This window comes from Psychrobacter piscatorii, assembly GCF_904846415.1.
In the GTDB taxonomy this organism is placed as follows: Bacteria; Pseudomonadota; Gammaproteobacteria; order Pseudomonadales; family Moraxellaceae; genus Psychrobacter; species Psychrobacter piscatorii.
In genome coordinates this window covers 1-25,885 of sequence record NZ_CAJHAR010000016.1, presented here as the reverse complement: position 1 = coordinate 25,885, position 25,885 = coordinate 1, and the positions used below count along the sequence as shown (strand labels likewise).

Here is a 25,885-nt window from a genome sequence, read left to right as displayed (position 1 = left end):
TAACAATTATCCCATAATACTCTTTTGCTCACATATGAACATCCATCAAAATACATACGATAACGCACGGAATAAGTCAAAAAATCGCGAGAAATATAATGCCTGATGATAGTGATCAAATTGTTCTGTTGACTGATGACCAACTTATTGAACAAGTTGATCTTTTAAGTGTTGAATATCCATATAACTACAGTAAGAACTGGATAGCTGCACTAGAGGAAATTGCCACTTCAATTAATTTAGGTATTCAACAACAATCGCCACCTTCAATAGAACAGTTAATAGCTATAAAAAACGGTTTATTTTTTCAAGAAGATGTCAGTAAGAAGACACTTAATGTATTACCTCCGATTATACAACCACTTTTCTTGTTAGCTAACTTAACCGATGATGAGCATAAAGAAATAATATGGCTATGTATATCCATTCATACGTACTTATTATTATCTCATCATAAAAAAGCAAAGACGCATTTAACGAATATAATTAACCGATTTAAATTGCCTGTATTCTCTAACTCTAAAAATAACCGATGGATTTGGAAAGTTTTACCAAGACTTGACGACCTAGAAGAGTTATCAAATACAGTGGATTTCATCTATGTATTCTTTGTAGAACAGTTAGGAATAGTAGCGTACGAACAAGAAGTACGAAAAGAGCTGCTAACAAATACTGAGGAAAGTGAAGCAACCCTCAAATTGCGCAGTAAAAAATTTAAACAGCTTAACGCGATTGTTAAATGCTTTGAGCAAGCCTACTATCCTAACAAGAAAATCACTCGCCAGCGCAAAAAGAAAGATAAATACTTGGATCCTTTTGAAAGTGAAGCCACCGAACAATTGGCTGATTTTGTGGATGGTTCAACTTGGGTAGAAAATAGCTACTGGAATCAAAATAAATATGATATTGAGAGCGATGCTCCGCATTTATACTACCAGTATCCTGCAATACCAGATTTTGATTATGAACTGTATTCACCAAACTCCAGAAAGCCCAAAAATATTGAAGAGTACATGGATACTTTAGAACGTCCACTGATTGTCAGTTTAGATTTGCCTGATAAGAAAGTTCGTTACATGCAACCGTTACATAGGATAGAAAAAAACGTTCATCACAGCTATATTAGCCAGAGAGAGTTAGAGCTTAACTCTAATGTCAGAACGCTTTCTGTAGCAGGCTTAAAACAGGTTTTTGGCAGATTAGCGATAGATTCACATCAACACGACTATAAACACAATAAAGCCTCTCTTATCTTACTCCTATCAATGATAACAGCCGTTCCTGTAGAGTTTTTAATGACAACTGGTTTCATTTCAGACTCTGGGTTATTCACCGTTTTGGGAGATGCTGCATATTTGCAGTATCAACTACAAATCACTGATCGTAAGCATGAATATGATGCAAATATTCACGAAAATCAAAAGCGTATCATACGTCTACCCATGCCAATGAGGTTAATAAAATTCCTTTCTCATGAAAGAAACTTACCAAATAAAGAGGATATTCTAGACTATATTCGCACTATAAAAGAAGAGATAGACCTGCCCTATCTATCAGTAGTACGTATTGAAACCGCTTTGCATATTATTTTACACAGATATATTCAAGGTGGTAACCAACATATTGCCGATCTGATTTGCCGAATACCAGCATCTCTTGCACCCTCTACTTACTACAGCAGTCATAATAACGAATTTCTTATTAAGCGTTATCATCAAGCAATAGAGCTGCTTAACTATGACAACCAATTAGACGATAGTTTTATTAGCAAACCAAGTACTAGAACAGATTTTACTACAGGCTCTGGATTTGCATTGACATTAGAATACGTCAATATTTTCTTACAGGATCTATCGGTGTGGGTTGATAATGACGACAATAGAGAGGAGCACTTCAATAGGTATAGCGCTCTTGTTTGGATCCAGTTTTGTTTGTTGACTGGTACTCGTCCAAATAATGGACTGACTAATGTTAAAGATATTGACTTAGAGGTGGGTTGGTACGAAGTGGCAGATAAACCTAATAAGGCTGTCAAAAACCATCGACTAATCCCGTTGTGCCCTACTCTTTTGGCAGTTTTAAAAAAGTACCAATTATTTCTTGTCGATTATCAGCCTTATGCGACTGCCAAGGTCGATAAAATGATTCATCAGATCAAACAAGAACAAGATGAGCTAACCCTACTTAATATGCTATCAGATAGTTACGATAAACTTATTCAAATCAAGCGAAGCCATATCTCAAAATTATTAGCAGACTACATGCCTTTTGATGATTCTTATTGGACACGGCACTTCTTACGTACCCAGCTTGAAAAGCTTGGCGTTTCAATGATCTTGATCAATACAGTGATTGGGCATGAGAAAAACCGACAAGAGGCATTGGGACAGTTCTCATCAGTAAATAAGCAACAAATTTGGCAAGTGCGTGATACCTTTGAAGAAATCGCACAACAAATGAATCTAAAAATGTGATAGCAAATGAAACCATCAAAAAATAAATCGAATAACGATAGTAACAAGTCACGTAAAGAACTAGCAAAGCCGCATCAAACTCAAAAATCTAAACGCAAGAAAAAAAGTAAGGCTCGTGAGGTAAAAAAACATCCTATTAATCCGTCAATCGTAAATAAAAATATTTTTCCACCTAAAATCATTGCTGGCTTCACCGAAAAAAAAGGTGATAGAAACGCCTTGAATGTAAACCAGAATGACGTATCAATACGTACCTATCAAAAGTACGAGTTGCTGAATATATTTCAAACTCTATGGGAAGATATTCAAAAACAAGCATTCCAAGACTTTCAGGCTTTAGTCAATCAAGCAGATGTAGACAAAAGATTTTACGAATACAAGATACTTTCAACAGAGAAATACAAAAAGATCTACCTAGAAAAACATCCTAAGCCAACTAACGATATCAAACTAAAGCAATGGGAAGTAACTTATACTGATTATTTAGAACAATTAGCATTAATGACATACCCACTTGATGAACAGTATTTCGAAGGTTTTTTAAAACAAGCACACAAGCTGATTCATCAAGTCTGTTCTAAAATTTATACTTCAATGGCTCAATTTCGATATGCTTGGGAGGTTTTGACTAAATTTGTCAGCTACTACAACACGTTTTATATGCAATCAGAGTATCACTACCCTTTACCTAGCGAGCCTGTTCTAGTAAAGGAGAATCCACTGTCAATTGATGAAAACTGGGTAAAAAATGGCAAGATTTTTAATAAAATAACTAAAGCGGTGATGGCAGACTGGGCGGCGGCAAGTAAAGATAAAAATCAGTCCTTAGCGTCGCTTGTATTCTCACTAATAGCTTTTGGTGGGATTAATGATAAAGAATTACTGGTTGCTTTAGTCAATACCCTGCTAGATCAACCAGTCTTAACTGCCTTCAACGATCATCATGTTATTGTTTCTGTGCGTTACCCTACAAAAAATTATGGTAACGAAAGAATAGAGTCTTCTAATGTAAAAAAGAGATCTTTATACATTACTCAGCAAGTCTCTCTAGACGTCATCAGCCAATGTTGGTTGTACCGATGTAGAAAATTTAACGATATTTTCCAGTTTAGGACAAGCACAGATATTGAAAGATTACTAAGGGACAATCTAAGTGAGGTTTTGCAAGTACCTAAAAACAAGATCCCTTCTCTATCATGGTTGCTAAGTTATGCGAGTTATCACTGGGAAATGATGCCCAATGTCTTTGTTGATCAAGCGCTAATCGGAGTTGCACAAGGCAAGCGTAAAACTACAGGCCTACTCACAGATAATTTTTCCACTTTACTGAATAAAGAATATAAAACTAACAAACTATCCTTATCTGAGGAGGCACCTCTATCTAAGGTCAACAAAAATACCGTGAGGTATGCTGAGCTGGCCGAAGTTCGTAAGATAGATATCGTTAAACGTATTTATAAAGAATTAGACAGTCATTACAGTACTCGTCAGCAAAAAGAAAGAATCAAAGACAACGAGTATGATATCAACTACTCTTTAACGAACATGTTAAATGAAGAACGTGACATTGCCGAAAGTATTTTAATACAGTTTGTACTATCCAGATGTAATGCGAAGCCACGTCCTAAAAAAGAAACTATTCAGGGCTATTTAAGCTCGGTAGCTTATGAATGGCTTTATTTCTTATCAGGACAGCCTTTAAATACTTATCGTAGTGAGGACTTTGAAGAATGCTACGAAGAGATTTTAGAGCATAAAGCTGTCTATCGTGATAACAAAGACATTCAATATTCAGCAAAGCTGCTGCAGCGACTACATGATGTAGGGGTTAAATACTATCATTTCCCTAAAGTAAGTATTAAAGAGGCGCAAACACAAAGAGTGGTACGTAGCGAATGGATTTCACCACTAGAGTATCAAGCAATTCTATTAAATATACCAAAGGTTGTTGATCCACTCGAAGTAGATATGTACAAGCTGTTTTTTGTTTTAGCATATCGTACAGGCATGCGGAAGAAAGAATTGCTTGGATTGAGGTATGCAGATATTGAGGGATTCACCCTTGGCGAACCGTCGCTAGTTATTCGTCCAAATATTTACCGCAGCACAAAAACTCAAGGTAGTATTCGCCGAGTAGCAGCCTTTTCATTACTATCTGATGAGGAACTGAATTTCTTTAATCGATACGTACAACTAAATAAGCTCAACAAAACAGATTATATATTTAGTCCTTCATACGATAAATACCCAATTGATGATGCAGAACCTCTTGCAGTACTAAAAAGAATATTGAGCTTATTCGAAGCGAAGGACCATACATTTCACGCATTTAGACATACAGCAATTACCAATTTATCACTGATTTTGAATGCTGACAATCAGCTTGTGAAAACATTAACTGGTTACAGTGACCAATATATTGCCAAGATAAAAACTGGGCTGTTAGGAGTTAATCATGATGCTCAAGATAAATGGTACGCCATTTCAGGAATAGCTGGGCATGTGTCTCCTAACCGAAGCTTTGAGTATTATATTCATTCAGCAATGCTTATGACTACATACGCTATTGCCAATACAGAAAGGCAATTAGATTACGTTATCTTTAAAAATATTACTGATATTAGTAAAGACAGGCTCAAATCCAATAGTATTCCAATTATCGATGACAAGATATCCCTCTCCGATACTCGAAAATTGGCAAAGAAACTTACCTTAAATCAAAGTCGAGATATTCCAGTAAACCTTACTATTGATACTGCTAATCGGTTCAACGAAAGTGATGTGTTCACTATTAATATGGCAGACGATAGAGTTCACCGTTATGGCATTAATCAACTCATCAAATTCTTACAGCTGCTAGAGGAAAGCGACGATATCAGACTATCGGCGAACCATTCATTTATAAAGTTCGAGGATGGGCGAGTATTCGCTGAACGCGCTGAGCAAATTGCCCAGATTACTACTAGTCAGGGAAAATGTCGCTTCATTGAAACAACAGATCAACGACAACCAAAGAGTATTAAAAGTAGAGAAAATTATGAGCTCCTACCCGTCATACTAAAATCAGTTTGGATCTTACGTGATCAACAACATGCGGACTACCTATGGTTTCTACAGATAGTTAGACAAAAAATCACTATTAATAATGCCTATCTTTCATTTCCAGTAAAAGATATAGAAGAATTTCTAAGGTTTGCACAGATCAGCGTGAGGCTTTTACCTGCACAGTCGTGGATGATTGCAGGTAATAAACATGTAAAAGCGGGTCTTAACGATATCTATAGAACTACTGATAAAAAACCAGAGACCTCAAAAATCATTTTCAAGCCTTATAACTCTAGCACTATCAGATTTGGCATTTGTATTACTAACGAACAGGCATCAAATGGTAAAGAATTTTCTGGCTTGCTAAAGTTTTTAGTACACCTTTTTATGATAGTGGATGATGAAGTCTGATAAATATTCCATAAGAAAATACGGTAGATATACAGCCATATCATACTCAATTGGATGGACATGCATTTGCATAATAATTATCATTTAAATATATCTCGATGCATTTAAGGCCAGAAACGGCAAGTAAAAAATCAAAGATTCACTGCTTCTTAGGGAAAATACTAATCAAGTCATCAAATATAACTAATATTGCAGTAGATTTCACTTACCCATCGAGTAGGGGTAAGTGGTCAAAAGACCCTAATATTAGGGTGACCATATTCAGACCAAAAAATACGTTTACTTAATTCACCTTTAAAGTTATAATTTATTATCTATCTTGAAGCCCTTCTATATAAAGAGATACAGGTTAATGTAGTATTGCATATCTCAATAAAAATCGAGCGGTCAACATTGCCAAGGTTGGGGTCGAGAGTTCGAATCTCTTTTCCCGCTCCAAATACTTAAAAAGCCTCACTTAACAGTGAGGCTTTTTTTTGTCTAATTTTCAGGGGCTACAGCGTTTTTATGTCTTATTGCCCAATCAAAATATTAAGTTAATCTAATGAGATAAAAGTCTCAAAATCAGCACCGTGACCAAAACGTGACCATTTCGTGCCCACGCTATAAATACTGATTTTATAATTGACCCCAACTGACTATTCCTACCTTTATAAGAAGCGATGCTAAGAAAATATTTCTTAGCATCGCTTTTCCTTTTCCACTGCTTTTTTACAATTAGTTTATAGCGTGACCAAAACGTGGCCAAATCAGGGAAAAGTAAATATAAAAATAACCCCAATCTTAATTTTATATTTTGAAGCGCCTTGTATATAAGGCTATACAGCTGTTTCTATACTCATATATTTCCAGTTTTATAAGTCATCAAGACTGGTCACCCACATCTTTAGTATTTGGCTTATAGATAAACAAGTCACCCACCTGTACGTCTAAAAACTCACATAACTGGTCGATAGTATTGAAATCAATTCTTGATGACTCTTCATTATATAGTTTATGAAGGGTTGATTTACTCATGCCTGTTGCTCTTACAACATCTGCTACACGCAATTTTTTCTCTGCCAAAATAACGGGGAGTTTAGACACAATCATAAATTTACCTCTTTTCGGGTAAAAATGCTTTACATTGCAGTAAAAAGGTAATATATTACACAAATCGGTTATTAATTACCTTTAAGCGGGTAAATAATAGCTGATACTTCAAGGATGCATTTTTACAGGCTGATAAAATAATTTTTATTCTATCACTTAATGCAATGACTTAATAACTGAAAAGAGGTAAAGACAATGAGTAATACTTACTTAACAACTGATGAGTTAGCTGAGCGCATCAAGTACGACGCACGTACTATCCGCAATCAAATGAAAGACACCGTTTTGATTGAAAACATTCACTACATACGCCCTTTTGGTGGCCGTAAGATTCTGTATGTATGGGAGCGTATCGAAGAGGATATGTGCAAGCCGGTTATGAGCGCTATCAACGGTATGGCACTTCAATAATAGAGGGAGATGTATCATGGCTACTATACAAAAACGGTTTGGCAAACTAATTGCCGATTTCTACTACCTAGGTATACGTTGTCGAGAAAAGACTAGCTTAGAAGATAATCCAGCTAACAGAAAAAAATTAGCGACTGTTTTGAAAAAGATAGATGCAGAAATAACCCTAGGCATCTTTGACTATGGCGCTTACTTTCCAAAGAGTACACGTTTAAAAGAAATGACGGCACTGGCTGATAGAGCCGAAGCTTGTATCAGTCGCAATCCGACCTTTGGGCAGTTTGCAGAGATTTTTTACGAAGAGAAGAAAATTGAATGGCGGCCGAGCTATCGGCAAAAGATACAGATTATTCTGAATAAGTATTTGTTACCTGAATTTGGTGGCAAAGCGATACATGCCATAAAAAAATCAGACTTGCTAACCTTCCGTAGCTCTCTCGCCAAAGTTCGTTACGGTAAAAATGGTCAGTCAAGTCTGTCAGTAGCACGGATCAATCAGATCATGATACTTCTTCGTATGATACTAGAAGAAGCATCAGATCGCCATGAGTTTGAGACGCCTTATAAAAATATTAAGAATCTCAAACAAGCTCGTCCAGATGTAAACCCTTTTACCCTGGCTGAGGTATGGCTGTTTTTAAAGCATGTTCGAGCTGACTATAAGCCCTACTACACTATTCGCTTCTTTACAGGAATGCGTACCAGTGAAATAGATGGGCTGAAGTGGGATTGCATTAATTTTGATCGCCGTGAGATTAGTATAAGAGAGGCATTAGTTAATGGTGAGATGGGTCCGACTAAAACATTAGGCTCACAACGCGATATTGCGATATCACAGTTGGTCTACGATGCCCTACTAGAGCAGAAGGCACGCACCTACGGTAAATCAGAGTTCGTATTTTGCAACTCACAGGGCAACCCGATGGAGTATCGTAATGTGAATAGACGGGTATGGAAACCCACCCTTGCCCTACTCGGTTTGAAACACAGGCGTGCTTATCAGACTCGGCATACAGCAGCCACGCTTTGGCTCGCTGCTGGTGAGAACCCTGAGTGGATTGCTAGGCAGATGGGTCACAGTAGTACAGAGATGCTGTTTCGAGTGTATAGCCGCTATGTGCCTGATATCACCCGTCAAGATGGCTCAGCGATGGATAACTTGCTACTGGCGAGCAAGGAGAAGCTAACCAGTCCATCGAATAGCTCTAATGCACAAACTGAAAAGGAGACGTCGCAATGAAAATCATCAATTATGAAGAACTGTTTGGTGAGTTTAAACCTGATAGTGCAATCAGTGCAGATGCAAATCTTATCGCCAATGCATTGATGCGTGAGTTGTACATTTCATCGGGTTATAACCTAGCACGCTTCTTGGGAGTAAAGCGGTGCTTTAATAATGATATGGCAATGCGTGTGTGGGTGCAGAAGCGCTTAGACTCGAGTCTTGGTTATGTAATTGAGGATATGCGTTGTCAGCTTCAGGGCGAGCTTTATGAGCTACTACCGTACTCTGATTATGGCAACTACTGAGGAGAGTATTATGAGTGTAAAACTTCAGCCTAATATGACGCAGAGCCCATATGATATCAAAATGTGTGAGGATTACTGGGCATATGATAATCAGAGCGGCTTTATTAAACATGTGAAGACGCTTTGTGAGAAGTATGAGGTAAGTCCTCAAGTATTCTTTGAGACAGTCGCTCAGTGTTATGCTTACTTGGACGATGTTGTATGTGAGTACTGCGGTTATGCTTGTCCGATTGAAGTACCTGCTGATATTCATTATATGCGCGCAAAAGATAGTTGGTTATGCGCAATATGTGAGCATGCTTTATGGCGGACAGATAAAGAAAATAAATGAGCTTTAATCATCGAAAAATCCAGACAGCTTAAGTTGTCTGGATTTTCTATATATAAAATACCTTCTCTTAAAAACATTCTAAATTTGATGAACCTACATAACCCTCAATATTTTTACTCATTTTTTTAAAATTAAGTTGAGTAGAGTCGCTACTTTAATTAGCTACCTTTTAATAATTATTTTACTTCTTTTATTTAGTGTATTTATAAGACCTCTGTTTAAGTGTGCTCAAACACCAGTCTTTTCTGCTGCATAAGTTGCCTGACTCTGACTGTAACCATCACTTTGAGAGAGTGTCTCGATAAGGTTTTTGCGTGAGTAACCAGAGTATTCAAGCCAATCTTTTGCTGATCTCAATGCCTGCTCGTTCCAATCAATATCCAAACCATCTACTGCTACAGTCGCATCATCAATAGTGTAGCCATCGCTTTGAGAGAGTGTTTCAATAAGATTCTTACGTGAATAAGCAGAATATTCTATCCAGTCTTTCGCCGCTTTCTTAGCTTGCTTGGCCCAGTTAATATCCAAACTGTCTACCGCAAAAGTGGCATCCCTAATAGTATATCCGTCACTTTGAGAGAGCGTTTCGATAAGATTCTTACGTGAATAAGCAGAGTATTCTATCCAGTCTTTTGCTGACCTAACAGCATTCTTTTGAGGATTTGTCAGATTGGCTGAATTCTTAGGTGTAAACTCCACTGTTTCTGCGTGGCTCGGCTTAGGCTTGTCGCTCTTCGATTGACCCAAGTTTAGGTTATCTACTGCTGTGGTTGCATCACTGCTTGTATAACCGTCATACTCTAGTTGCTCGATCAGACCATTACGCGAGAAGCCCGAATCTTGAAGATAAGACTTCGCTGTTTTCTTAGCTTGCTTAATCCAATTCATATCCAAACTATCTACTGCTGTGGTTGCATCACTGCCTGTATAGCCGTCATACTCTAGTTGCTCAATCAGACCATTACGCGAGAAACCCGAATCTTGAAGATAAGACTTCGCTGTTTTTTTAGCCTGCTTAATCCAGTTCATATTTAAACTATCTACTGCTATGGTCGCGTCACTGCCTGTATAACCATCATACTCTAGTTGCTCAATCAGACCATCACGCGAAAAACCCGAGCTTTCAAGATAGCTGTGAGCAGTTCTAACCGCATTTTTTTGAGCATTGGTTATGTTTGTAGGGTTACTTGATGTTGCTTGTGCATCTTCTGCTACCACTGGATCAGGGAAGCAAGTCAAGAAAACATCATTTGTAGGTGGTGGCGCAGTACTGGGTGACGTGGTTATATCAGGTGTAGCTTTTAATGAATGCGAATGAGGAATAGGTGGCGGCGTATTTGTATTTGAACGAACCATGCTTACTGACGACTTTGGTGTAACTGCTCGAGGTTTTTCATTAAATGACTCAGCGATAGAGACAGGCATATTTTGTGGCAGTGTTGGTGGCATAGTAGGACGTGCCGCAACTTCTGGTTTTGGTATATTATTAACCAATTGGTCATGCGTTAAGCTTGGGACATGATCTGTTTTTGATCCTTTAGAGCGATTACAACGCCAGCATAGTACTTGTAAGTTATCTTCTGTTGATTTACCACCTTTTGATAAAGGAATAATATGATCAATCTCAAGTAAAAGATTTTTTTCATCCGAAGTGGAAAGAGAGCATATTTTACAAGTAAAGTTATCTCGTACTTTAATTCTTTCTCTCAACTTGGCTGTCATTAATGCCCGTTGACCTGCCACGCTATTCTCAAACTTCACCAATTCAGCTAAGTAACCGATAAATCGTTCTAGCTGGTCTAAGTCTAATCTGAAATCAAACCTTGATGAGCTGTTACCACCAGCTGAAACATACTGAAAAGTATAAACAGGAAAATACAACTGAGATAAGTTGACAAGCATAAAGCCTAATTCTTGCTTTATTCTTTCTTCACTAGAGCGCATTACAAATGCCGGTATGGATTCCATTACACTGGCTATCGTAGCATCTCTTTCCTGCACCAACAAAACCTTACCTTGTTCGGCAGCAGAAAAATCATTTAGTGCATTCTCAAACTTCTCTAAAGTTTCTTCAGTCGGTTTGATGTTAAAGTACTTACATAGATACTTGAATGGCTGATCGTTAGCATTTTTCACAATAGATAGAGAGCATGGATGCGTCCATCGGTTGTTTGTGCTTTCAGACCAGTTTTTTCTTTTCATGTTATATCTACTGGTGTCAGACAAATTTCCTTTACCATAGTCGAAGGATTCTATATCAGCATATGAAAGCTTTAGGTTTTGGATATGTTGATTTAAGTCATTACAGTCTTGTACATGCTGAGAGATACTTTCTTTTATGGCAAGAAACTCTTCACTCTTGAAATAACGATCTACAGCATACGGGTAAGCGACATTCTTTATAAAAAGATAAGCAATAACTGCAAAAATGATTGTATAAATGAAAAACAAGATTTTTCTCCATGCATATTTATTATATAGCTACTAATAACCTTGTTAATCTCAAGGATTATCACATTAAAAAATATTCCTAAAATAAGTAGATAGAGCAAAGCTAGCTATGCTTAAGTTCGTTGTAGTCAACTTATGAAACTTTCCACTGCTATGAAATTTTTGCTAGATCATCAGGGCGTCATACCTTTATCTATGTCACTAATAATTAACGGCAGTAGTAGATAAGGATTAAATATAACCCCGCCCTTCGTTAAAAGTCTTACTCAATAAATCGACTGAATCAGTTCTTGAGTGAGCTCTACGTTTGGTTTCAACATATCATCGGCAAGACTACGCTTACTTGATAGTAGCTTATCCAGTTTAATCTCAAACGTCTCAAAATCAGTTGCTGCAATAGATGGATAGTACACGTAAACCTCTTTATCTTGCCCAATTCGGTAGGCTCTATCAGTTGCTTGATCTTCCTTAGCTGGGTTCCAACTACGTGTATAGTGGATCACATGATTCGCTTTTTGGATATTCACACCAAAGCCAACTGCAACCGTGGATAAGATAATCACATTAAAACCATTCACTTCTTGGAACTGATCAATAATGCCCTGCCGGGTTAAGCCTTTTCTGCTGTTAGTATTTGAATCTCCGTTCACTGTAGTAACGCTTAATCCATATCGCTCAAGGAGAAGGCGTTTTAAAAATAATTGAATATCTCTAAACTCAGTGAAAATAATCACCTTCTCATATTTTTGTTTTATGGTCTCTAAAGTGTCTATTAACCATTTGGCTTTAGGCGAATCACTGATACTCGCTTGTCGTTGAAACTTTAGAGGATGAGCACAAATCATTCGCATGTCATGTAGCGCTTTTAACATAACGCCTTTGTGGCCTTGCTCAGATAAATTTTTATAATCATTTGATACTTGTTTATAGAGTGTGCGCTGCAGCGTTGATATTTCAATATTTTTACAATCATTAACTTCGTGTTTTGCTGGTAGCTCAGCGACATCATGCTTCATACGTCTTAATACTTGTGGCTCAATCAATTGACGAAGCTCATCTATTATCGCGCTATCTTCATCATCTTTCTTTTCAATAGGACGACGATACTCTTTATTAAACTCACTAAGCGAACCTAGTAGATTTTCTTGTATAAAATCAAATAAGCACCATAGGTCAACCAGTGAGTTTTCTACAGGCGTACCTGTACAAGCAATCTTAAAATCTGCTTTCTGGGCTTTAGCGGCTTTAGTCACCATGGCGGTGGGCACTTTTATTTTTTGTGCTTCATCACATATCATGACACTCCAATCCACCCTTCCTAAAGAGAACTCAAGGTCTCGCATGGTCTCATAAGTAGTCAGTACGATATCTGCACCATCTAACCAATCCTCTTCAAGCAAATTCGTTATTCCGTAATCATTTCTTAATTGAGAGGATATTAAGTGCTTCGGTATTTTTCGCTGCTTTAAGTTATCGCCATATAAACTTAAGACTTTTCCAAATTTTGCGCTAAAAAACCTATTTATTTCAGATTCCCAGTTTTCGAGTAAAGAAACTGGCGCTACGACCAGTGCAGGTTTTTTAGATTCTGCAGTTTCTAAATACTCACCGATAAAACAAAGTAACTGCAGCGTTTTTCCTAATCCCATATCATCCGCTAACAAGCAACCACTTACCTGAATTGGTGCATACTGATATAGGTTTTGTAGCCAAGAGATACCATATTCTTGATGCTTTTTTAGACTAAATTCTTGGCTTCTAAAACTCGATGGCAATCTGGCCGGAGGTCGATTACTTTCATCAAAATTCAGAATTTCAGCTCTCTTCTTAGTAAAGTCAGCCTCATCGATATTGTTGGCAATCAATAAGGTAAATTTTTTCTTTTTTTCATCAGTATCTAGCTGCTCTTGTTCAACATCTTTTTCAGCTGGGCTCTCACCTTTTGACTCATGAAGCTCATCAAGTAAGTTTTTTGCATCTTCTAATGCAATAGATACATTACTATCTGGGTGTAGAACAAAGTCCTCCCCTTCTGCCTCTGCATGCTGGATACGCTGCTCAAGCAGTTCAGTACTGGCATCAGTATTTTCGGAAGTAAACTGAGATAAGTTGCTTGATTCGTCAATAAGGTTCTGTGGTAACCATTCGGATTCGCCACTGTCTTTTTGAATGGCTTCAGAGCTCAGTTTTTCAGCTTCGCCAATACCAATCACTCGATCGCTGTAATTGCTTAAATCTAGTACAGTCCTAGCTTGTAATTCGTCATCATACTGTTGAATTTTTTCTAGATCGCTCTTTAGCGCTTCTATCTGGTTATCTAAGTAGTTGGTTCTATCTATGCTGTAACCTACCCATAGGAAAACAGGTGATGATCGCTCATAAGTTGCGATAAAATGTTGAGCTTGCTCTAGATTTGAAAGCTCCAAAAGAATAGGATCTTTTTCTCGACTCGAGTTTTCATGCAATGTTAATTGAGCCAAACTAAAATGTGATAATTCATCATAAGTTTTATCTATTAGCAAACGGTAGCTATAGATTTCTGCCTCTTCTTTGGACTTCTCAAAACCCTCTGAGGAGATAACCTCGACGGCATCTTCACCTAACTGCGCAAAAGGATTATGCAAAAAGGTTTGTGCACGCTCACCAGCTATCCGACGATTTGGCATCTTCTTAATTTCATTGAGTACACTTTTAACTTGTGGATCGATGATGACGTGTGCCAAACCACCTTCTGGTAAACTGATTGTATATTCGTTTTGAACGTCATTATATTTATCAAAAGTTTGTAACCAATTTGAGGGCGAGTCTTTAAAGTCAGGCTGCACCTCTACCACTGACTCAGTACTCACTAAATTTTTACGAAGATTGAGTTGCAGCTCCTCTGGGGCAAGTACGATGGTTTTACGCAGAAACTCATCTAAGTTCGCTTCACTTTTATTCGCTAAACTGCGTATTTGTGCCCAATATTTTTGGTTTAATGATTTGTTTTTATCCGTGACACGAGAGAATTCTTTGATTTTCTCTAATAGCTTCCAAGTCGCCTCACTCAACAGATGCTCTTTACCGGCAAGACTAATGATTGCCCCTGTACGCTTGACGGAGCCTTTGAATTTAACCTTGTTGTTATCACACCAGCCATCCAAAATAATTTGAAAATCCGAATCACTTATACCATTTTCACTACGAATAATCGGGTATAAATCATTTGAGGACGGCAGGTTGAGCAGGTCAATAACGCCATCATGCTCAGAGTCTTGTTGGATCTGAAAAAGCTCTTCCCATGGTAAGATATAGTTATCATCCGACTGATATGCGACCTCCTCATCAGCCAAACTCTCCCAATAGAAATCTGCATCCGTTTTAGCCACAGCTGTATAGCAGTGCTTTAAGCCAATATCATCGTATTGCAGCTGTAAAGGCACGATACTTTCTACTGCATCTTCTGCAGAAGCATGCTCAACGGATTTTTTTCTTTTCCAGAACGCTAGTTTCATATCAGCTCTTTAATAACGTTTTTTGTATTTTGGACTACTGGATTGGCTGGCAAAGACGCCTAGCTCAGCGAGTTTTTTATCAAATTTTGCTTCCCAGTTTCCTGAATGGCTCAAACTCGTTGCTCGACCAGAATCACTTTTAAATATTGAATGCTGTTTGCTCTTTAATTCATGAACCGTTATATTTTTCTTACTAAGATTAAAAGGTAAGTCACTATACCCATAGCAAGCATTCCCAGTATCTGAAAAATCAACAATATGAACGTTATCAATTTTTAGTAAAAAAGCATTATTACTAGGAGTAGAACCCGTAATATTTTTTAATCTGCCATGATTAAGCTCTCTGAACTTTCTATGCTCAGCATGTCTAGATTGCACGGCGGTTGGGCCTAAAAATATCTGAGAAAAAGAGATTTTATCAATAAATTTAATCCAATAATCAAAGCGGTCGACATCAGCTGTTTGGCTGAATAATTTGAAGAAAGCTTCTAAGTCGGCTCGAACAAACCACTGAATTACCATTTTTTTAGTGTCTGAACTGACATTGCGCCAGCCTGCTGATGAATCGTATTGCGGATTATCCCATTGCGTCAAACAGACGTGCTTTAAAGCTTCATGTACGACTGCGCGTTTTGAGGTAGAGGCATAACGTTCAAGTAGAGCTGTTAAAATAGCGGTGGTATAGATTGGATTTCTTTCTAATAGCAGTAAAAAACGTGGAATCACTTTAAAGTAATCCTCTTCTTTCATGGTCTTAACAGACTTGATAGATGTGTTAATCAAACTGTCCCAAAACCAGCTATTTGGTGCAATGCTCAAACTTTCTAACTGATTGTTAACTCTGCTGTCATCGCTATTCTGTAAAAAATCACGAATGAATCGTTTTGAAGGATCTAGTGAAAGTACTTCAGGATGATCCGTTAACGTGATAAGCCATTTTTTAGGCTTAAGCGTGGCTTGAAATAACGTAGAGCGATTGTTATTTAAGATATTTCTGAGCTGAATCCAGTTATTGGGCCGTTTGTTTATCTCATCTTGTTCTACTGCAAAATAACTGTACAGCAGCGGAAAATAGACAGACTTTAGTGACTCAGTATCCATTTTGCTAAAATGCTCAATAAGCTGGCCACCTATAAAGGTGAAAAGTATCTTATCCTCATAATTTAAAAGCTTTTTGCTGAGTGACCAAGCTAAGTTCTTCCAGTCACGTTTTGTCAAATAGTCTTTGCCATGCTCTTCTAACTTTAAAATCGAGTTGGCAATCTTTTCTTCGATAGGCTGCGTATTTTCCATATCATCAAACTTACGTTCAATGAGCGCTAATGTCTTCATTAATTTGGTCGGTTTGACAAATTTATTATGTACTTGGTCGGCTTCAGAAAAATTATCGACACTCTGATTCAGCCTCTGCTTTAATATAGCGATACTCATCACATTCACCTTGCCAGCTGACAGGTTTCAATAGGAGCAGAAACAAAAATAGGCTGCGCCTCAGCACTGTCTTTTTCTTTTAAACCATAAAACTGCATTCGTAGCTCTACACGGCGCGAGGCTTCTTTACTGTCTTTTGCTGAATTAAATGACACACCGCCCGCTAGAAACAGCTGTTTAATTTGATTTTTCTGCGTGTCAGTTAAATCCAGTTCTTGATTAAATGTGGGATCCAATAAGCTACACATCACCCACTCCGAACGACGCAAGCTTAAATTGAGGTTATATAAATACGATCCATCTGTATCTGTAAAACCTTCAATCACAATTTGCTTAAACCATTTTTTGCCATTCTCACTATTAGCAGCTTCTAAGACAACTGGCACCAAAGCACTTAGCGCTTTTATACCCTCTGCATTCAATCGGTAATCGTTGTACCCAAACCGACCCGCTTCACCAAAATTTATACGGTTCTCTTTACAGTCTACGGTGATCAACTGATTCTTTAAAGTAGGGTCGTCTTTAATACTAGTACAAATATCTAAGACCTCTGAACTGCGTTCTTTTTCTGCTTGCGTGGCTTCATTAATTTTCTTAGTGACGACCATTAAAGATACTGCCATCACTACCAAAAACAATGTCATTAGCGCTGTCATCAAATCAGCAAATGAAATCCAAAAAGGTTTTTCACCCTCATCTTTTGAACGATGCTTCTTAGCGTACCTATTACCAATCATTAGCGATACACTCCCGAATTAGCGTCTGGTTTTTTGCGTAAGATCTTCAAGGTTTTCTACTACATCACCTAGACCTTCAACACCAGTTGCCAGACGTTTGACAGCTTGGTCAAGTGTATTATCAAAAGACAATAACGAATGATTTAGACTGCTTTCAACGGAGGTGCCAAAACTATCAAAGCTCTTCACCAAAACATCACTTACCTCTGATAGATACTCTTGCATTTCCATCTTCACTTTGTCTAAAGCTGTGGTCATATTCTGCATGTCATTAAGCATTTTACTACTCATGCCAGCTTCAGACTTTGACTGCTGAATAAGATTCTCTAGTGTTTCAATAGCAATATTAACGCTGTTTTGAGAGTTCTTATAATCTCTTATCAACTCAATAAGGTTACTACTTGCACTGGTCATGTTGGTTGAAGTGGTATTCACCTCTGCAATAAGTTCTGAGGTTTTACCAGTCACTGTAACTAGTGAGCTACCAGCTGTCGTAAACTGCTCAGAAGCTAAGCGCATCTTGTCTGCGCCAGTATTCATACCAGTAATACTATCGGTGGTCACTTGAGACAGTTTTTGGATATTTTCTTTATGACTTTGAACTGCATTTTGGCTATGAACAATCAGCTCTTTAATTTCACTACCTAAGTTATCAATCAATACAGATGACTGCTCATGCAATTTTTGTTGATTGTCTAATATTTGGCGATCCTGATCGATACGTTGCTCTGCCACATTTGATAACAGACCTGACATTGAAGTACCTAAACCCGACACCATTTCTGATACTTTGTTATCTAGCTGCTCAACAGCATGCAGCCCTTGATCGCCAATCTTGGCCGAACCTGCAGATAGATTTTCTACCATTTCAGTCATTTGGGTAGACATCTCATTTTGCTTTTGATGAATATCATCCATCATTTTTGCCATCTGGGTCTCTAACGTTTTGGTCGACACTTCACTGTTGGTTTGCATATCTGTAATTAGCTGAGAAAACCCTGACTGCATCTCACGCATGGCAGTGACAGACTGCGTCATCATTTCACTCATACCTGTCATTTGACCACCAAATGTTGTTTCTAACTTACTCATAAACGCGGCTAGCACATCAGTCATAAGTTCTTGTACAGCCGATCCTTGGTCACCGCTTACCTGCTGCACGCTCGAGGCAATCTTATCTAAAGGATCTTGAAGGCTATCCTTGATCGAATCGCCAATCTGGGTTGCCATCGATTGACTTGTTTGAGCATAAGAATCAGTTAACTGAGTTGCAAAGGCAGCTTGATTTCTTTTATTTTCTTCAACCAAGTTAGTCATCATAGCTTTTAAGTCATTAACTAAGCTGTCTTTAAGCTGCCTGGCATTCACCTCGTTTGCTTGAGATGACTTCAGTAGCTTGGCTAGATACTCCTCACCACTTTCGTCAGCAGTAAAAGCGTTATCAATGGCTGTATTTAACCGTTGTAATTGTGCGTAGCACTGTCTAAGCCATGATTTTTCACGCCAAGTAATAACCATGGCAGCTGCGATAGCTAAGCCAGAGGCCATAAAGGCTTCTGCGACACCTGTTAGCAATAACGCTAAACTGTCTTGAACCTTGTCAGGATTGCCGGCAGGGTCGAACGCTAACAGTCCAATTAGCAAACCAAGAAATGTTACGATAATACCGACACCAGTAATAATGCCTGGTAGATGCTTATAAAAATCCACCTTCAACGGTATATCGACAACAATGGATTCCGTAAAAAATACCTCGCTTGGTACCGTTGCCCGTGAATAAGCTACCTTAGCTTCGCCATCCACTGTTTCATAAGTATCATGAAAGGTTTTTTTATAGCTTATCCAAGCTTGCTTCAAAGAAGGGTTGCCATCAAACTTTGCATCTAATGAATCTTTATCAAGATTAGGGTTGTCATCAAGCTTGTCTAATTCATCAGCTAGTTGTGATATTTTATGGTTTAGTTCCTTAGCAGGACTTAAATAATTTAGGAAAAACCGCAAACTGATGTAAGCAATAAAGATGAAAATTATTGCAGGGAAAACATAATAGCCTTGCGAAAACTGCGCTACTTTTAACCAATCCATCAATATCACCTATCCCATCAAATAAGAGATTGAAAGTTATACTATTTAACTTATCAATCCTAAATATCACTAAGTTAATGTCAGCTTAAATTTATGAGAAAGAGGTACGTCAACAAATATATTTGACGGTATTACATAACCTTAATTACAAGCTGTAACTTACAAAAAGAGAATAGTAACATAAACCAATTATTGTTTATCAAAATTAATCAGACTGGAGGTAATAAACAAATGATTGGGAAGTTGTTGACAATAGATGATCAGAAAATATCGAGAATTGATATCTAAATGCATTTATATTTTTGTTTAAAAAGTAGCTATCGTTCACATTACCGCTAATCTCTCACGACACTAGATGACACATAGCATTTATTTTTCTTCAAACACCCTTCTCATTTAGCAGTACTATAACTACACTGAGGTCAATACCATTAATCCTTTAAGTCAACCTATACGGTGAGCAAACGAGCGATAATGTGATACCATTCTTCGATAATTTCTTTACTAATAAAACCTCTTCTAATCATAAGACTTATAACTATGGCACTTAAAAAAACCGAAATTTATTCTACCCTTTGGGCAAGCTGTAACGAGTTACGTGGTGGTATGGATGCGAGTCAATACAAAGACTACGTATTGACCATGCTATTTATGAAGTATGTGTCTGATAAATATAAAGACGATGCTTTTGGCGATATCGTAGTACCAGAAGGTGGTAGCTTCGAGGATATGGTCGCACTAAAGGGTGATAAAGAAATAGGTGAAAAGGTCGATAAAATTATCGCGAAGCTAGCTGAAGCCAATGGTTTGCGCGGTGTCATTGACGTTGCGGACTTTAACGATGAAGAAAAGCTGGGTAAAGGCAAAGAGCATATCGACCGCTTATCGAAGCTAATCGGCATCTTTGAGGGATTAGATCTATCGGGCAACCGTGCTGATGGTGATGACTTACTAGGCGATGCTTACGAATTTCTAATGCGTCATTTCGCTACTGAGTCTGGTAAGTCAAAGGGTCAGTTTTATACGCCATCGGAAGTGTCACGTATCCTAGCCAAGATTATTGGGGTAGATGATGATACACCACAAGACGCAACGGTCTATGACCCGGCGTGTGGTTCAGGTTCTCTGCTATTAAAGGTCAGTGATGAAGCGCCACGTGGCTTAACTATCTATGGTCAAGAGATGGACTTTGCGACTACCGCATTGGCAAAGATGAATATGATTTTACATGGCGCAACAGGCGCTGACATCTACAAAGGCAACACCCTATCCTCTCCGCACTTTGCAGAAGGCAGTCAGCTCAAGACTTTTGATTTTATCGTGGCTAACCCGCCATTTAGTAATAAAAACTGGACCAGTGGCTTAAACCCAGAGTCGGATGAGTTTGATCGTTTTACTTGGGGTATTCCGCCTGAGAAGAACGGTGATTACGCTTTCCTCCTGCATATTATCAAAAGCCTAAAAAGCACTGGTGTTGGTGCTGTAATTCTGCCCCATGGCGTGCTGTTCCGAGGCAATGCCGAGGCGTATATCCGCCAGAACCTAATAAAGCAAGGCTATATCAAAGGTATCATTGGCTTGCCAGCCAATCTATTCTACGGTACAGGCATCCCTGCTTGCATCATCGTAATTGATAAAAATACCGCACAGAGCCGAGCCAAAGGTGATGCAGGTCTATTTATGGTCGATGCCAGCCGCGGCTACATGAAAGACGGTAATAAAAACCGCTTACGTAGCCAAGATATTCACAAAATCGTCGATGTCTTTAACTCTCAAGTTACTCTAGATGGTTATAGCCGAATGATACAGCTCGATGAAATCATTGATAACGACTATAACTTAAACATTCCGCGCTATATTGATGGCAGTATTAATGAAGATCAACATGATCTAACCGCACATTTAAAAGGCGGTATCCCCGTCGCCGATATCGACTCTCTAGAGTCTTATTGGCAAGTATTACCTAACTTACGCAAGACGCTATTCTCTGAAATGGCGCATAGTAGAGAGGATTACCGCCAGTGTCTCGTAGCATCGACTGAGGTCAAAGCGGCAGTATTGGCTCATCCTGAGTTTATTGCCTTTGCTGAGCAAAGCCTAACGCCATTCAATGACTGGTGGCAAGCCATACAGCTGAGTGAAATAGCAAAAGGTGATAGACCCAAAGCGCTTATTCATAAAATCAGTGAAGATTTGCTACAACGCTACGAAATAGCACCCCTACTCGATAAATACGATATTTATCAAATCTTGATGGACTACTGGAGTGAAAGCTTGCAAGACGATGTCTATGCTATTAGTCAAGATGGCTGGCAAGTGGGTAGTCAGCTGCGCAAGCTAGTCGTGGCAAAAGGTGAAAAGCTTAAAGAAGAGCCTGACCTGATTATTAATAAGGTGAAATATAAAGCGGAGCTGATCCCGCCTGCGCTTATCATTGCGCGCTACTATAGCGATGAGCAAGCCCATATCGATGAAATGCAAGCTGAGCTAGATACTGCCTCGAGTACCATAGCTGACTATACGGAAGAGCATGGTGATGAGGAAGGCTTACTAGCGGATGCCGCCACTGATAAAGGCAGCTTTACTAAGTCGAGCGTCAATGCACGTCTCAAGCTTGCGCGTGATAGCGATGAAATCAATGCACTTAAGAAATTACTCGCTTATTTTGAGCTAGAAGCCAATGCGAAAAAGTCATTGAAAGAAGCACAAGATGCCTTAGATCTAGCCGTATTTAAGCACTACCCGACCTTGGATGAAGCGGCTATCAAAACGCTATTAATAGATGATAAATGGCACGCCACACTACAAGGGCGTATCGAAGATGAGATTGAGCGTATCACCGCCCAGCTTGCCAATCGTATCAAGGAGTTAGATGAGCGCTATGCTGAGCCTTTATCGCAAATTGTAGATGAAGTGGAAACGTTGAGCCAAAAAGTGCAAGCGCATCTGCAAGCGATGGGAGTGGCGTAATGAGTGAGGTCAAAATGCCTGAAGATTATAAGCAAACTGAGGTAGGAGTTATTCCCAAGGATTGGGAAGTCGAACCTTTGAAATCTTTGCTTAAAGAACCTCCTAAATATGGAATTAATGCCGCAGCGGTTCCTTTAACTGGAAATTTGCCAGTTTATATTCGTATTACAGATATATCAGAGGATGGATATTATTCACCTGAAAAGGTAGTTGGAGTAAACAGCCCTTTTTCGAGCTCGTATATTCTAAATGAAGGCGATATCGTATTAGCGAGAACCGGTGCAAGTGTAGGTAAATCTTATTTATATAGAAAAGAAGACGGTACTCTTATCTACGCTGGCTTTCTGATAAAGGTATCACCTAATGAAAAGCAGCTTAATCCAAAATACTTACATCAATATCTAAAAACTGAGCAGTACTGGGCTTGGGTAATCGTCAATTCGATGAGAAGCGGACAACCAGGTATTAATGGGAATGAATATGGTAGATTATTGATTCCGTTACCAAGTATCGAAGAACAAACCGCCATCGCCACTGCCCTATCTGATGTCGATAATTTAATCGGCTCACTAGAAAAGCTGATTGCGAAAAAAGAAGCGATTAAAACAGGAACAATGCAGCAGCTACTCACTGGCAAAACTCGCCTGCCTGAGTTTGCCACTCGTGACGATGGTAATCCAAAAGGGTTTAAACAGACTGAATTGGGGCGGATTCCTGAGGATTGGGCTCTAAGTACTATGCGCGAAGTAATATATTATTGTAGTGCAGGTGCAACGCCTTATAGAGGTAATGAATCGTTCTACAAAGGAACAAATCGTTGGATTACTAGTGGCGAACTAAACTATTGTGTTATTAACGATACGATAGAAAAAATTAGTGATAATGCTATAGAAAAAACTAATCTCAAAATACATCCTACTGGCACATTTTTAATGGCTATTACCGGTCTTGAAGCAGCTGGCACCCGTGGATCTTGCGGCATTATAGGAAAACCATCCACTACTAACCAGTCTTGTATGGCTATATACCCTAATAAGCACCTTACGTCTAAGTACTTATATCATTGGTATGTATATAACGGCAATGAATTGGCGCTCAAGTATTGCCAAGGCACTAAACAAATGAGTTATACAGCTGGCTTGATACAGAGGCTTCCTATTTATTTACCAATGACTACAAAAGAACAAACCGCCATTGCCACTATCCTTTCTAATATGGATGCCGAGATCCAAGCATTACAGCAGCGCTTAGAGAAAACTAAAGATATCAAGCAAGGCATGATGCAGCAGCTGTTGACTGGCAAAGTGCGGTTGACACACTAAAATTACAAGGAAGTAATATGCAAGACAATCAACTAGAGATGAAAACAATAAGTGATTTATTGGATGAACAATTTTTTATACCTGCTTATCAAAGAGGTTACCGCTGGACTACACGTCAAGTAACCGACCTACTGAACGACATTAAAGAATTCCAATATAAAGCTAAAAAGAGTGAGTTCTATTGCTTACAGCCTATAGTCGTTAAAAAAAATGAGGATAAATGGGAGGTTGTAGATGGTCAGCAGCGTTTAACCACTATTTATATTATTTTAAATTATCTACAGGAACTATTTCCTAAAGTAATTAAGTCATGCTATCAGCTCAGCTATGAGACAAGAGCAGATTCCGAAGCTTTTCTAAAAAAAATAAATAATGATCTTGCAAAAAACAATATTGATTATTTCCATATCAGTAACGCAAAAGTAGCTATTGAAGAATGGTTTGACGATGAAGATCCTATGCTACCCTTCAAGCTCACTCAAACCCTGTTGAATAGTGATGATATAGAACCTAACGTCAAGTTTATATGGTATGAACTCAGCGAACATGAAAATGCCACCGAAGTGTTTACCCGATTAAACATGGGTAAAATCCCATTGGTTAATGCAGAACTTGTTAAAGCATTATTCCTAAAATCTAGCAACTTCAAACGCAACGAAAATCAGAATAATGAGAACAAAAGCATCATCGTTGACTTAGAGCAGGTCAAGATATCACAAGAGTGGGACTCTATTGAAAAGAGCTTACAAGATGACGCTTTTTGGTATTTTTTAAGCAAAGAAGATAAGAGAGACAACCGCATAGAGTTTGTACTAGATCTTAGAGCTGCACAACTAGATTGTGCAAATAATATTCTTGAAAGCGACAAGCTAAGAACCTTTTTGCAATTCAGCTCATGGCTTGAAAGTGATGACATTGATGTCAGTGATGAATGGCTTGAAATTAAACGAGTATTTATGGTACTCGAAGAGTGGTTTAACGATCGCTCACTTTATCACTTAATTGGCTATTTGATTCATCAAGGGCATGACATCAAGGATATACTTAAAACTAGAAATAATAGCCATAGTAAAAGTGACTTTAGAACCAGGCTGCTTAATAAAATAATCCAATCAATATTTATTGACTCTCAAAATCCGTCTCAATCTTTTGAAAAACTTGAAAGTATTATCGAGACACTCGTATCCTCACTCAGTTATGAGAGCAATAAACAGCATAATCAAATACGTGGTGTCTTATTGCTGTTTAATATAGTTAGCTTGCTCAACAGTCCTAGCTCGAATGCTAGATTTGAGTTTGAGCGCTACAAATTAGATGAATGGGATATAGAGCATATACGCTCTGTCGCTTCAGACATGCCAAAAAATCCAAAATTACAAGCACAGTGGTTAGAACAGATAATCGATTATATATCTGATGATGACACTCTTGATCAAGAAAAACGCCTATCAGATAAACAATCTACTGAAGCACAGCTAATTAAAGAACAAGCGACTAGTCTGAATAGATCTTCGTTCAAGTACTCACAGTTTGAAGAGTTATATCAGCGTGTCACTCAATTTTATAACCCTAGTAGTGATGATGAAGTAGATAACTCTATAGGTAATTTAACCTTACTTGATAGCGGCACCAATCGTAGCTATAAGAATGCTATTTTCCCTATTAAAAGAAAATGCATTATTGAACTTGATAAACAAGCCACTTATGTCCCTTTATGCACTAAAAACGTGTTTTTAAAATACTATAGTAAAAACGTAGATGAAATGCTGTTTTGGAAAGACAAAGATAGCTCAGATTATCAACAGGCGATGATAGACACATTTACTGATTTTTTCTGTAGCAAGGAGCTTAACCATGGATAAGGGTGAAAAAATAACGTTTTGCGAGTTATTTAATAGAGTCGAGCGTGTTGAAATTCCAATTATCCAACGTGACTACGCTCAAGGCAGAGAAGAGCAACATGAAGTTAGAAACTGAACCGCCCCGGAATTGTCGGAGACTCAATTTTCTGAGAGAATACGACAATGAAAACACGAAACTATACCCCTGAAATGAAAGAGCGCGCCGTCCGTATGCTAATTGAAGCTAAAGACGATTACCC

At 38.3% G+C, this 25,885-nt stretch carries 16 protein-coding genes; 10 read left to right on the top strand and 6 right to left on the bottom strand.

The annotated features are described in order from the left end of the window. The first annotated feature begins 98 nt into the window (after positions 1-98). Positions 99-2,474, top strand: a complete 2,376-nt coding sequence (locus JMX83_RS08670; RefSeq protein ID WP_201600704.1) for a site-specific integrase — start codon at positions 99-101, stop codon at positions 2,472-2,474. Positions 2,475-2,480: 6 nt separating this feature from the next. Beyond that, positions 2,481-5,930, top strand: coding sequence for a tyrosine-type recombinase/integrase (locus JMX83_RS08665; protein WP_201600701.1), 3,450 nt, complete (start codon positions 2,481-2,483; stop codon positions 5,928-5,930). 864 nt (positions 5,931-6,794) lie between these two features. On the opposite strand, the gene JMX83_RS08660 is transcribed toward JMX83_RS08665, so the two are convergent. Then, complete coding sequence (locus JMX83_RS08660; protein ID WP_201600699.1) at positions 6,795-7,022, bottom strand: helix-turn-helix domain-containing protein; 228 nt, start codon at positions 7,020-7,022, stop codon at positions 6,795-6,797. A 195-nt stretch (positions 7,023-7,217) separates the two neighbouring features. Between JMX83_RS08660 and JMX83_RS08655 the strand changes: the two genes are divergently transcribed. Genes JMX83_RS08655 through JMX83_RS08640 form a run of 4 tightly spaced genes read left to right on the top strand, consistent with a single transcriptional unit; the run spans position 7,218 to position 9,294 of the window. After that, on the top strand, positions 7,218-7,433 hold the full coding sequence (locus tag JMX83_RS08655; RefSeq protein WP_011513303.1) for a hypothetical protein: 216 nt from the start codon (positions 7,218-7,220) through the stop codon (positions 7,431-7,433). Positions 7,434-7,449: 16 nt separating this feature from the next. Further along, entirely contained in the window at positions 7,450-8,673 is a 1,224-nt protein-coding gene (locus JMX83_RS08650; RefSeq protein ID WP_201600697.1) for a tyrosine-type recombinase/integrase, read from the top strand. Next, positions 8,670-8,963: a hypothetical protein gene (locus JMX83_RS08645; protein ID WP_201600695.1), complete on the top strand. Its 294-nt coding sequence runs from the start codon at positions 8,670-8,672 to the stop codon at positions 8,961-8,963. The genes JMX83_RS08650 and JMX83_RS08645 overlap by 4 nt, the downstream gene beginning before the upstream one ends. Before the next feature lie 10 nt (positions 8,964-8,973). Then, positions 8,974-9,294 carry a hypothetical protein gene (locus tag JMX83_RS08640; protein ID WP_227675792.1) on the top strand — a complete coding sequence of 107 codons (321 nt, stop codon included), beginning with the start codon at positions 8,974-8,976 and terminating at the stop codon, positions 9,292-9,294. A gap of 228 nt (positions 9,295-9,522) precedes the next feature. On the opposite strand, the gene JMX83_RS08635 is transcribed toward JMX83_RS08640, so the two are convergent. The 5 genes from JMX83_RS08635 to zorA form a co-directional block, all read right to left on the bottom strand. Beyond that, positions 9,523-11,745, bottom strand: coding sequence for an Ltp family lipoprotein (locus JMX83_RS08635; RefSeq protein WP_201600693.1), 2,223 nt, complete (start codon positions 11,743-11,745; stop codon positions 9,523-9,525). A gap of 266 nt (positions 11,746-12,011) precedes the next feature. Then, positions 12,012-15,239, bottom strand: coding sequence for a DEAD/DEAH box helicase (locus tag JMX83_RS08630; RefSeq protein ID WP_201600691.1), 3,228 nt, complete (start codon positions 15,237-15,239; stop codon positions 12,012-12,014). Positions 15,240-15,248: 9 nt separating this feature from the next. Then, positions 15,249-16,670 (bottom strand): EH signature domain-containing protein, encoded by a 1,422-nt coding sequence (locus tag JMX83_RS08625; RefSeq protein ID WP_201600689.1) that lies wholly within the window; start codon positions 16,668-16,670, stop codon positions 15,249-15,251. Positions 16,671-16,675: 5 nt separating this feature from the next. Continuing rightward, positions 16,676-17,407: a type I Zorya anti-phage system protein ZorB1 gene (gene zorB1 / locus JMX83_RS08620; RefSeq protein ID WP_201600687.1), complete on the bottom strand. Its 732-nt coding sequence runs from the start codon at positions 17,405-17,407 to the stop codon at positions 16,676-16,678. An 18-nt stretch (positions 17,408-17,425) separates the two neighbouring features. Continuing rightward, positions 17,426-19,492 carry an anti-phage ZorAB system protein ZorA gene (zorA, locus tag JMX83_RS08615; protein ID WP_201600684.1) on the bottom strand — a complete coding sequence of 689 codons (2,067 nt, stop codon included), beginning with the start codon at positions 19,490-19,492 and terminating at the stop codon, positions 17,426-17,428. A 540-nt stretch (positions 19,493-20,032) separates the two neighbouring features. Here zorA and JMX83_RS08610 point away from each other — a divergent pair. From JMX83_RS08610 to JMX83_RS15365, 4 genes are read left to right on the top strand one after another with little or no spacing between them, the layout of a single operon-like run. Then, positions 20,033-22,462, top strand: coding sequence for a type I restriction-modification system subunit M (locus JMX83_RS08610; RefSeq protein WP_201600681.1), 2,430 nt, complete (start codon positions 20,033-20,035; stop codon positions 22,460-22,462). Then, the gene (locus JMX83_RS08605; protein ID WP_201600678.1) at positions 22,462-23,784 is read left to right on the top strand and encodes a restriction endonuclease subunit S; all 1,323 of its coding nucleotides are present in this window, start codon (positions 22,462-22,464) and stop codon (positions 23,782-23,784) included. The genes JMX83_RS08610 and JMX83_RS08605 overlap by 1 nt, the downstream gene beginning before the upstream one ends. 17 nt (positions 23,785-23,801) lie before the next feature. Next, positions 23,802-25,646, top strand: a complete 1,845-nt coding sequence (locus JMX83_RS08600) for a DUF262 domain-containing protein (protein ID WP_201600675.1) — start codon at positions 23,802-23,804, stop codon at positions 25,644-25,646. Continuing rightward, the gene (locus JMX83_RS15365; RefSeq protein WP_265089516.1) at positions 25,639-25,761 is read left to right on the top strand and encodes a hypothetical protein; all 123 of its coding nucleotides are present in this window, start codon (positions 25,639-25,641) and stop codon (positions 25,759-25,761) included. Before JMX83_RS08600 ends, JMX83_RS15365 begins: the two co-directional genes overlap by 8 nt. Positions 25,762-25,885 lie beyond the last annotated feature (124 nt).

Coding starts and splice junctions, on each gene's coding strand:
- JMX83_RS08670 (WP_201600704.1), top strand. CDS start 99: ATGCCTGATGATAGTGATCAAATTGTTCTGTTGACTGATGACCAACTT.
- JMX83_RS08665 (WP_201600701.1), top strand. CDS start 2,481: ATGAAACCATCAAAAAATAAATCGAATAACGATAGTAACAAGTCACGT.
- JMX83_RS08660 (WP_201600699.1), bottom strand. CDS start 7,022: ATGATTGTGTCTAAACTCCCCGTTATTTTGGCAGAGAAAAAATTGCGT.
- JMX83_RS08655 (WP_011513303.1), top strand. CDS start 7,218: ATGAGTAATACTTACTTAACAACTGATGAGTTAGCTGAGCGCATCAAG.
- JMX83_RS08650 (WP_201600697.1), top strand. CDS start 7,450: ATGGCTACTATACAAAAACGGTTTGGCAAACTAATTGCCGATTTCTAC.
- JMX83_RS08645 (WP_201600695.1), top strand. CDS start 8,670: ATGAAAATCATCAATTATGAAGAACTGTTTGGTGAGTTTAAACCTGAT.
- JMX83_RS08640 (WP_227675792.1), top strand. CDS start 8,974: ATGAGTGTAAAACTTCAGCCTAATATGACGCAGAGCCCATATGATATC.
- JMX83_RS08630 (WP_201600691.1), bottom strand. CDS start 15,239: ATGAAACTAGCGTTCTGGAAAAGAAAAAAATCCGTTGAGCATGCTTCT.
- JMX83_RS08625 (WP_201600689.1), bottom strand. CDS start 16,670: ATGAGTATCGCTATATTAAAGCAGAGGCTGAATCAGAGTGTCGATAAT.
- zorB1 (WP_201600687.1), bottom strand. CDS start 17,407: ATGATTGGTAATAGGTACGCTAAGAAGCATCGTTCAAAAGATGAGGGT.
- zorA (WP_201600684.1), bottom strand. CDS start 19,492: ATGGATTGGTTAAAAGTAGCGCAGTTTTCGCAAGGCTATTATGTTTTC.
- JMX83_RS08610 (WP_201600681.1), top strand. CDS start 20,033: ATGGCACTTAAAAAAACCGAAATTTATTCTACCCTTTGGGCAAGCTGT.
- JMX83_RS08605 (WP_201600678.1), top strand. CDS start 22,462: ATGAGTGAGGTCAAAATGCCTGAAGATTATAAGCAAACTGAGGTAGGA.
- JMX83_RS08600 (WP_201600675.1), top strand. CDS start 23,802: ATGCAAGACAATCAACTAGAGATGAAAACAATAAGTGATTTATTGGAT.
- JMX83_RS15365 (WP_265089516.1), top strand. CDS start 25,639: ATGGATAAGGGTGAAAAAATAACGTTTTGCGAGTTATTTAATAGAGTC.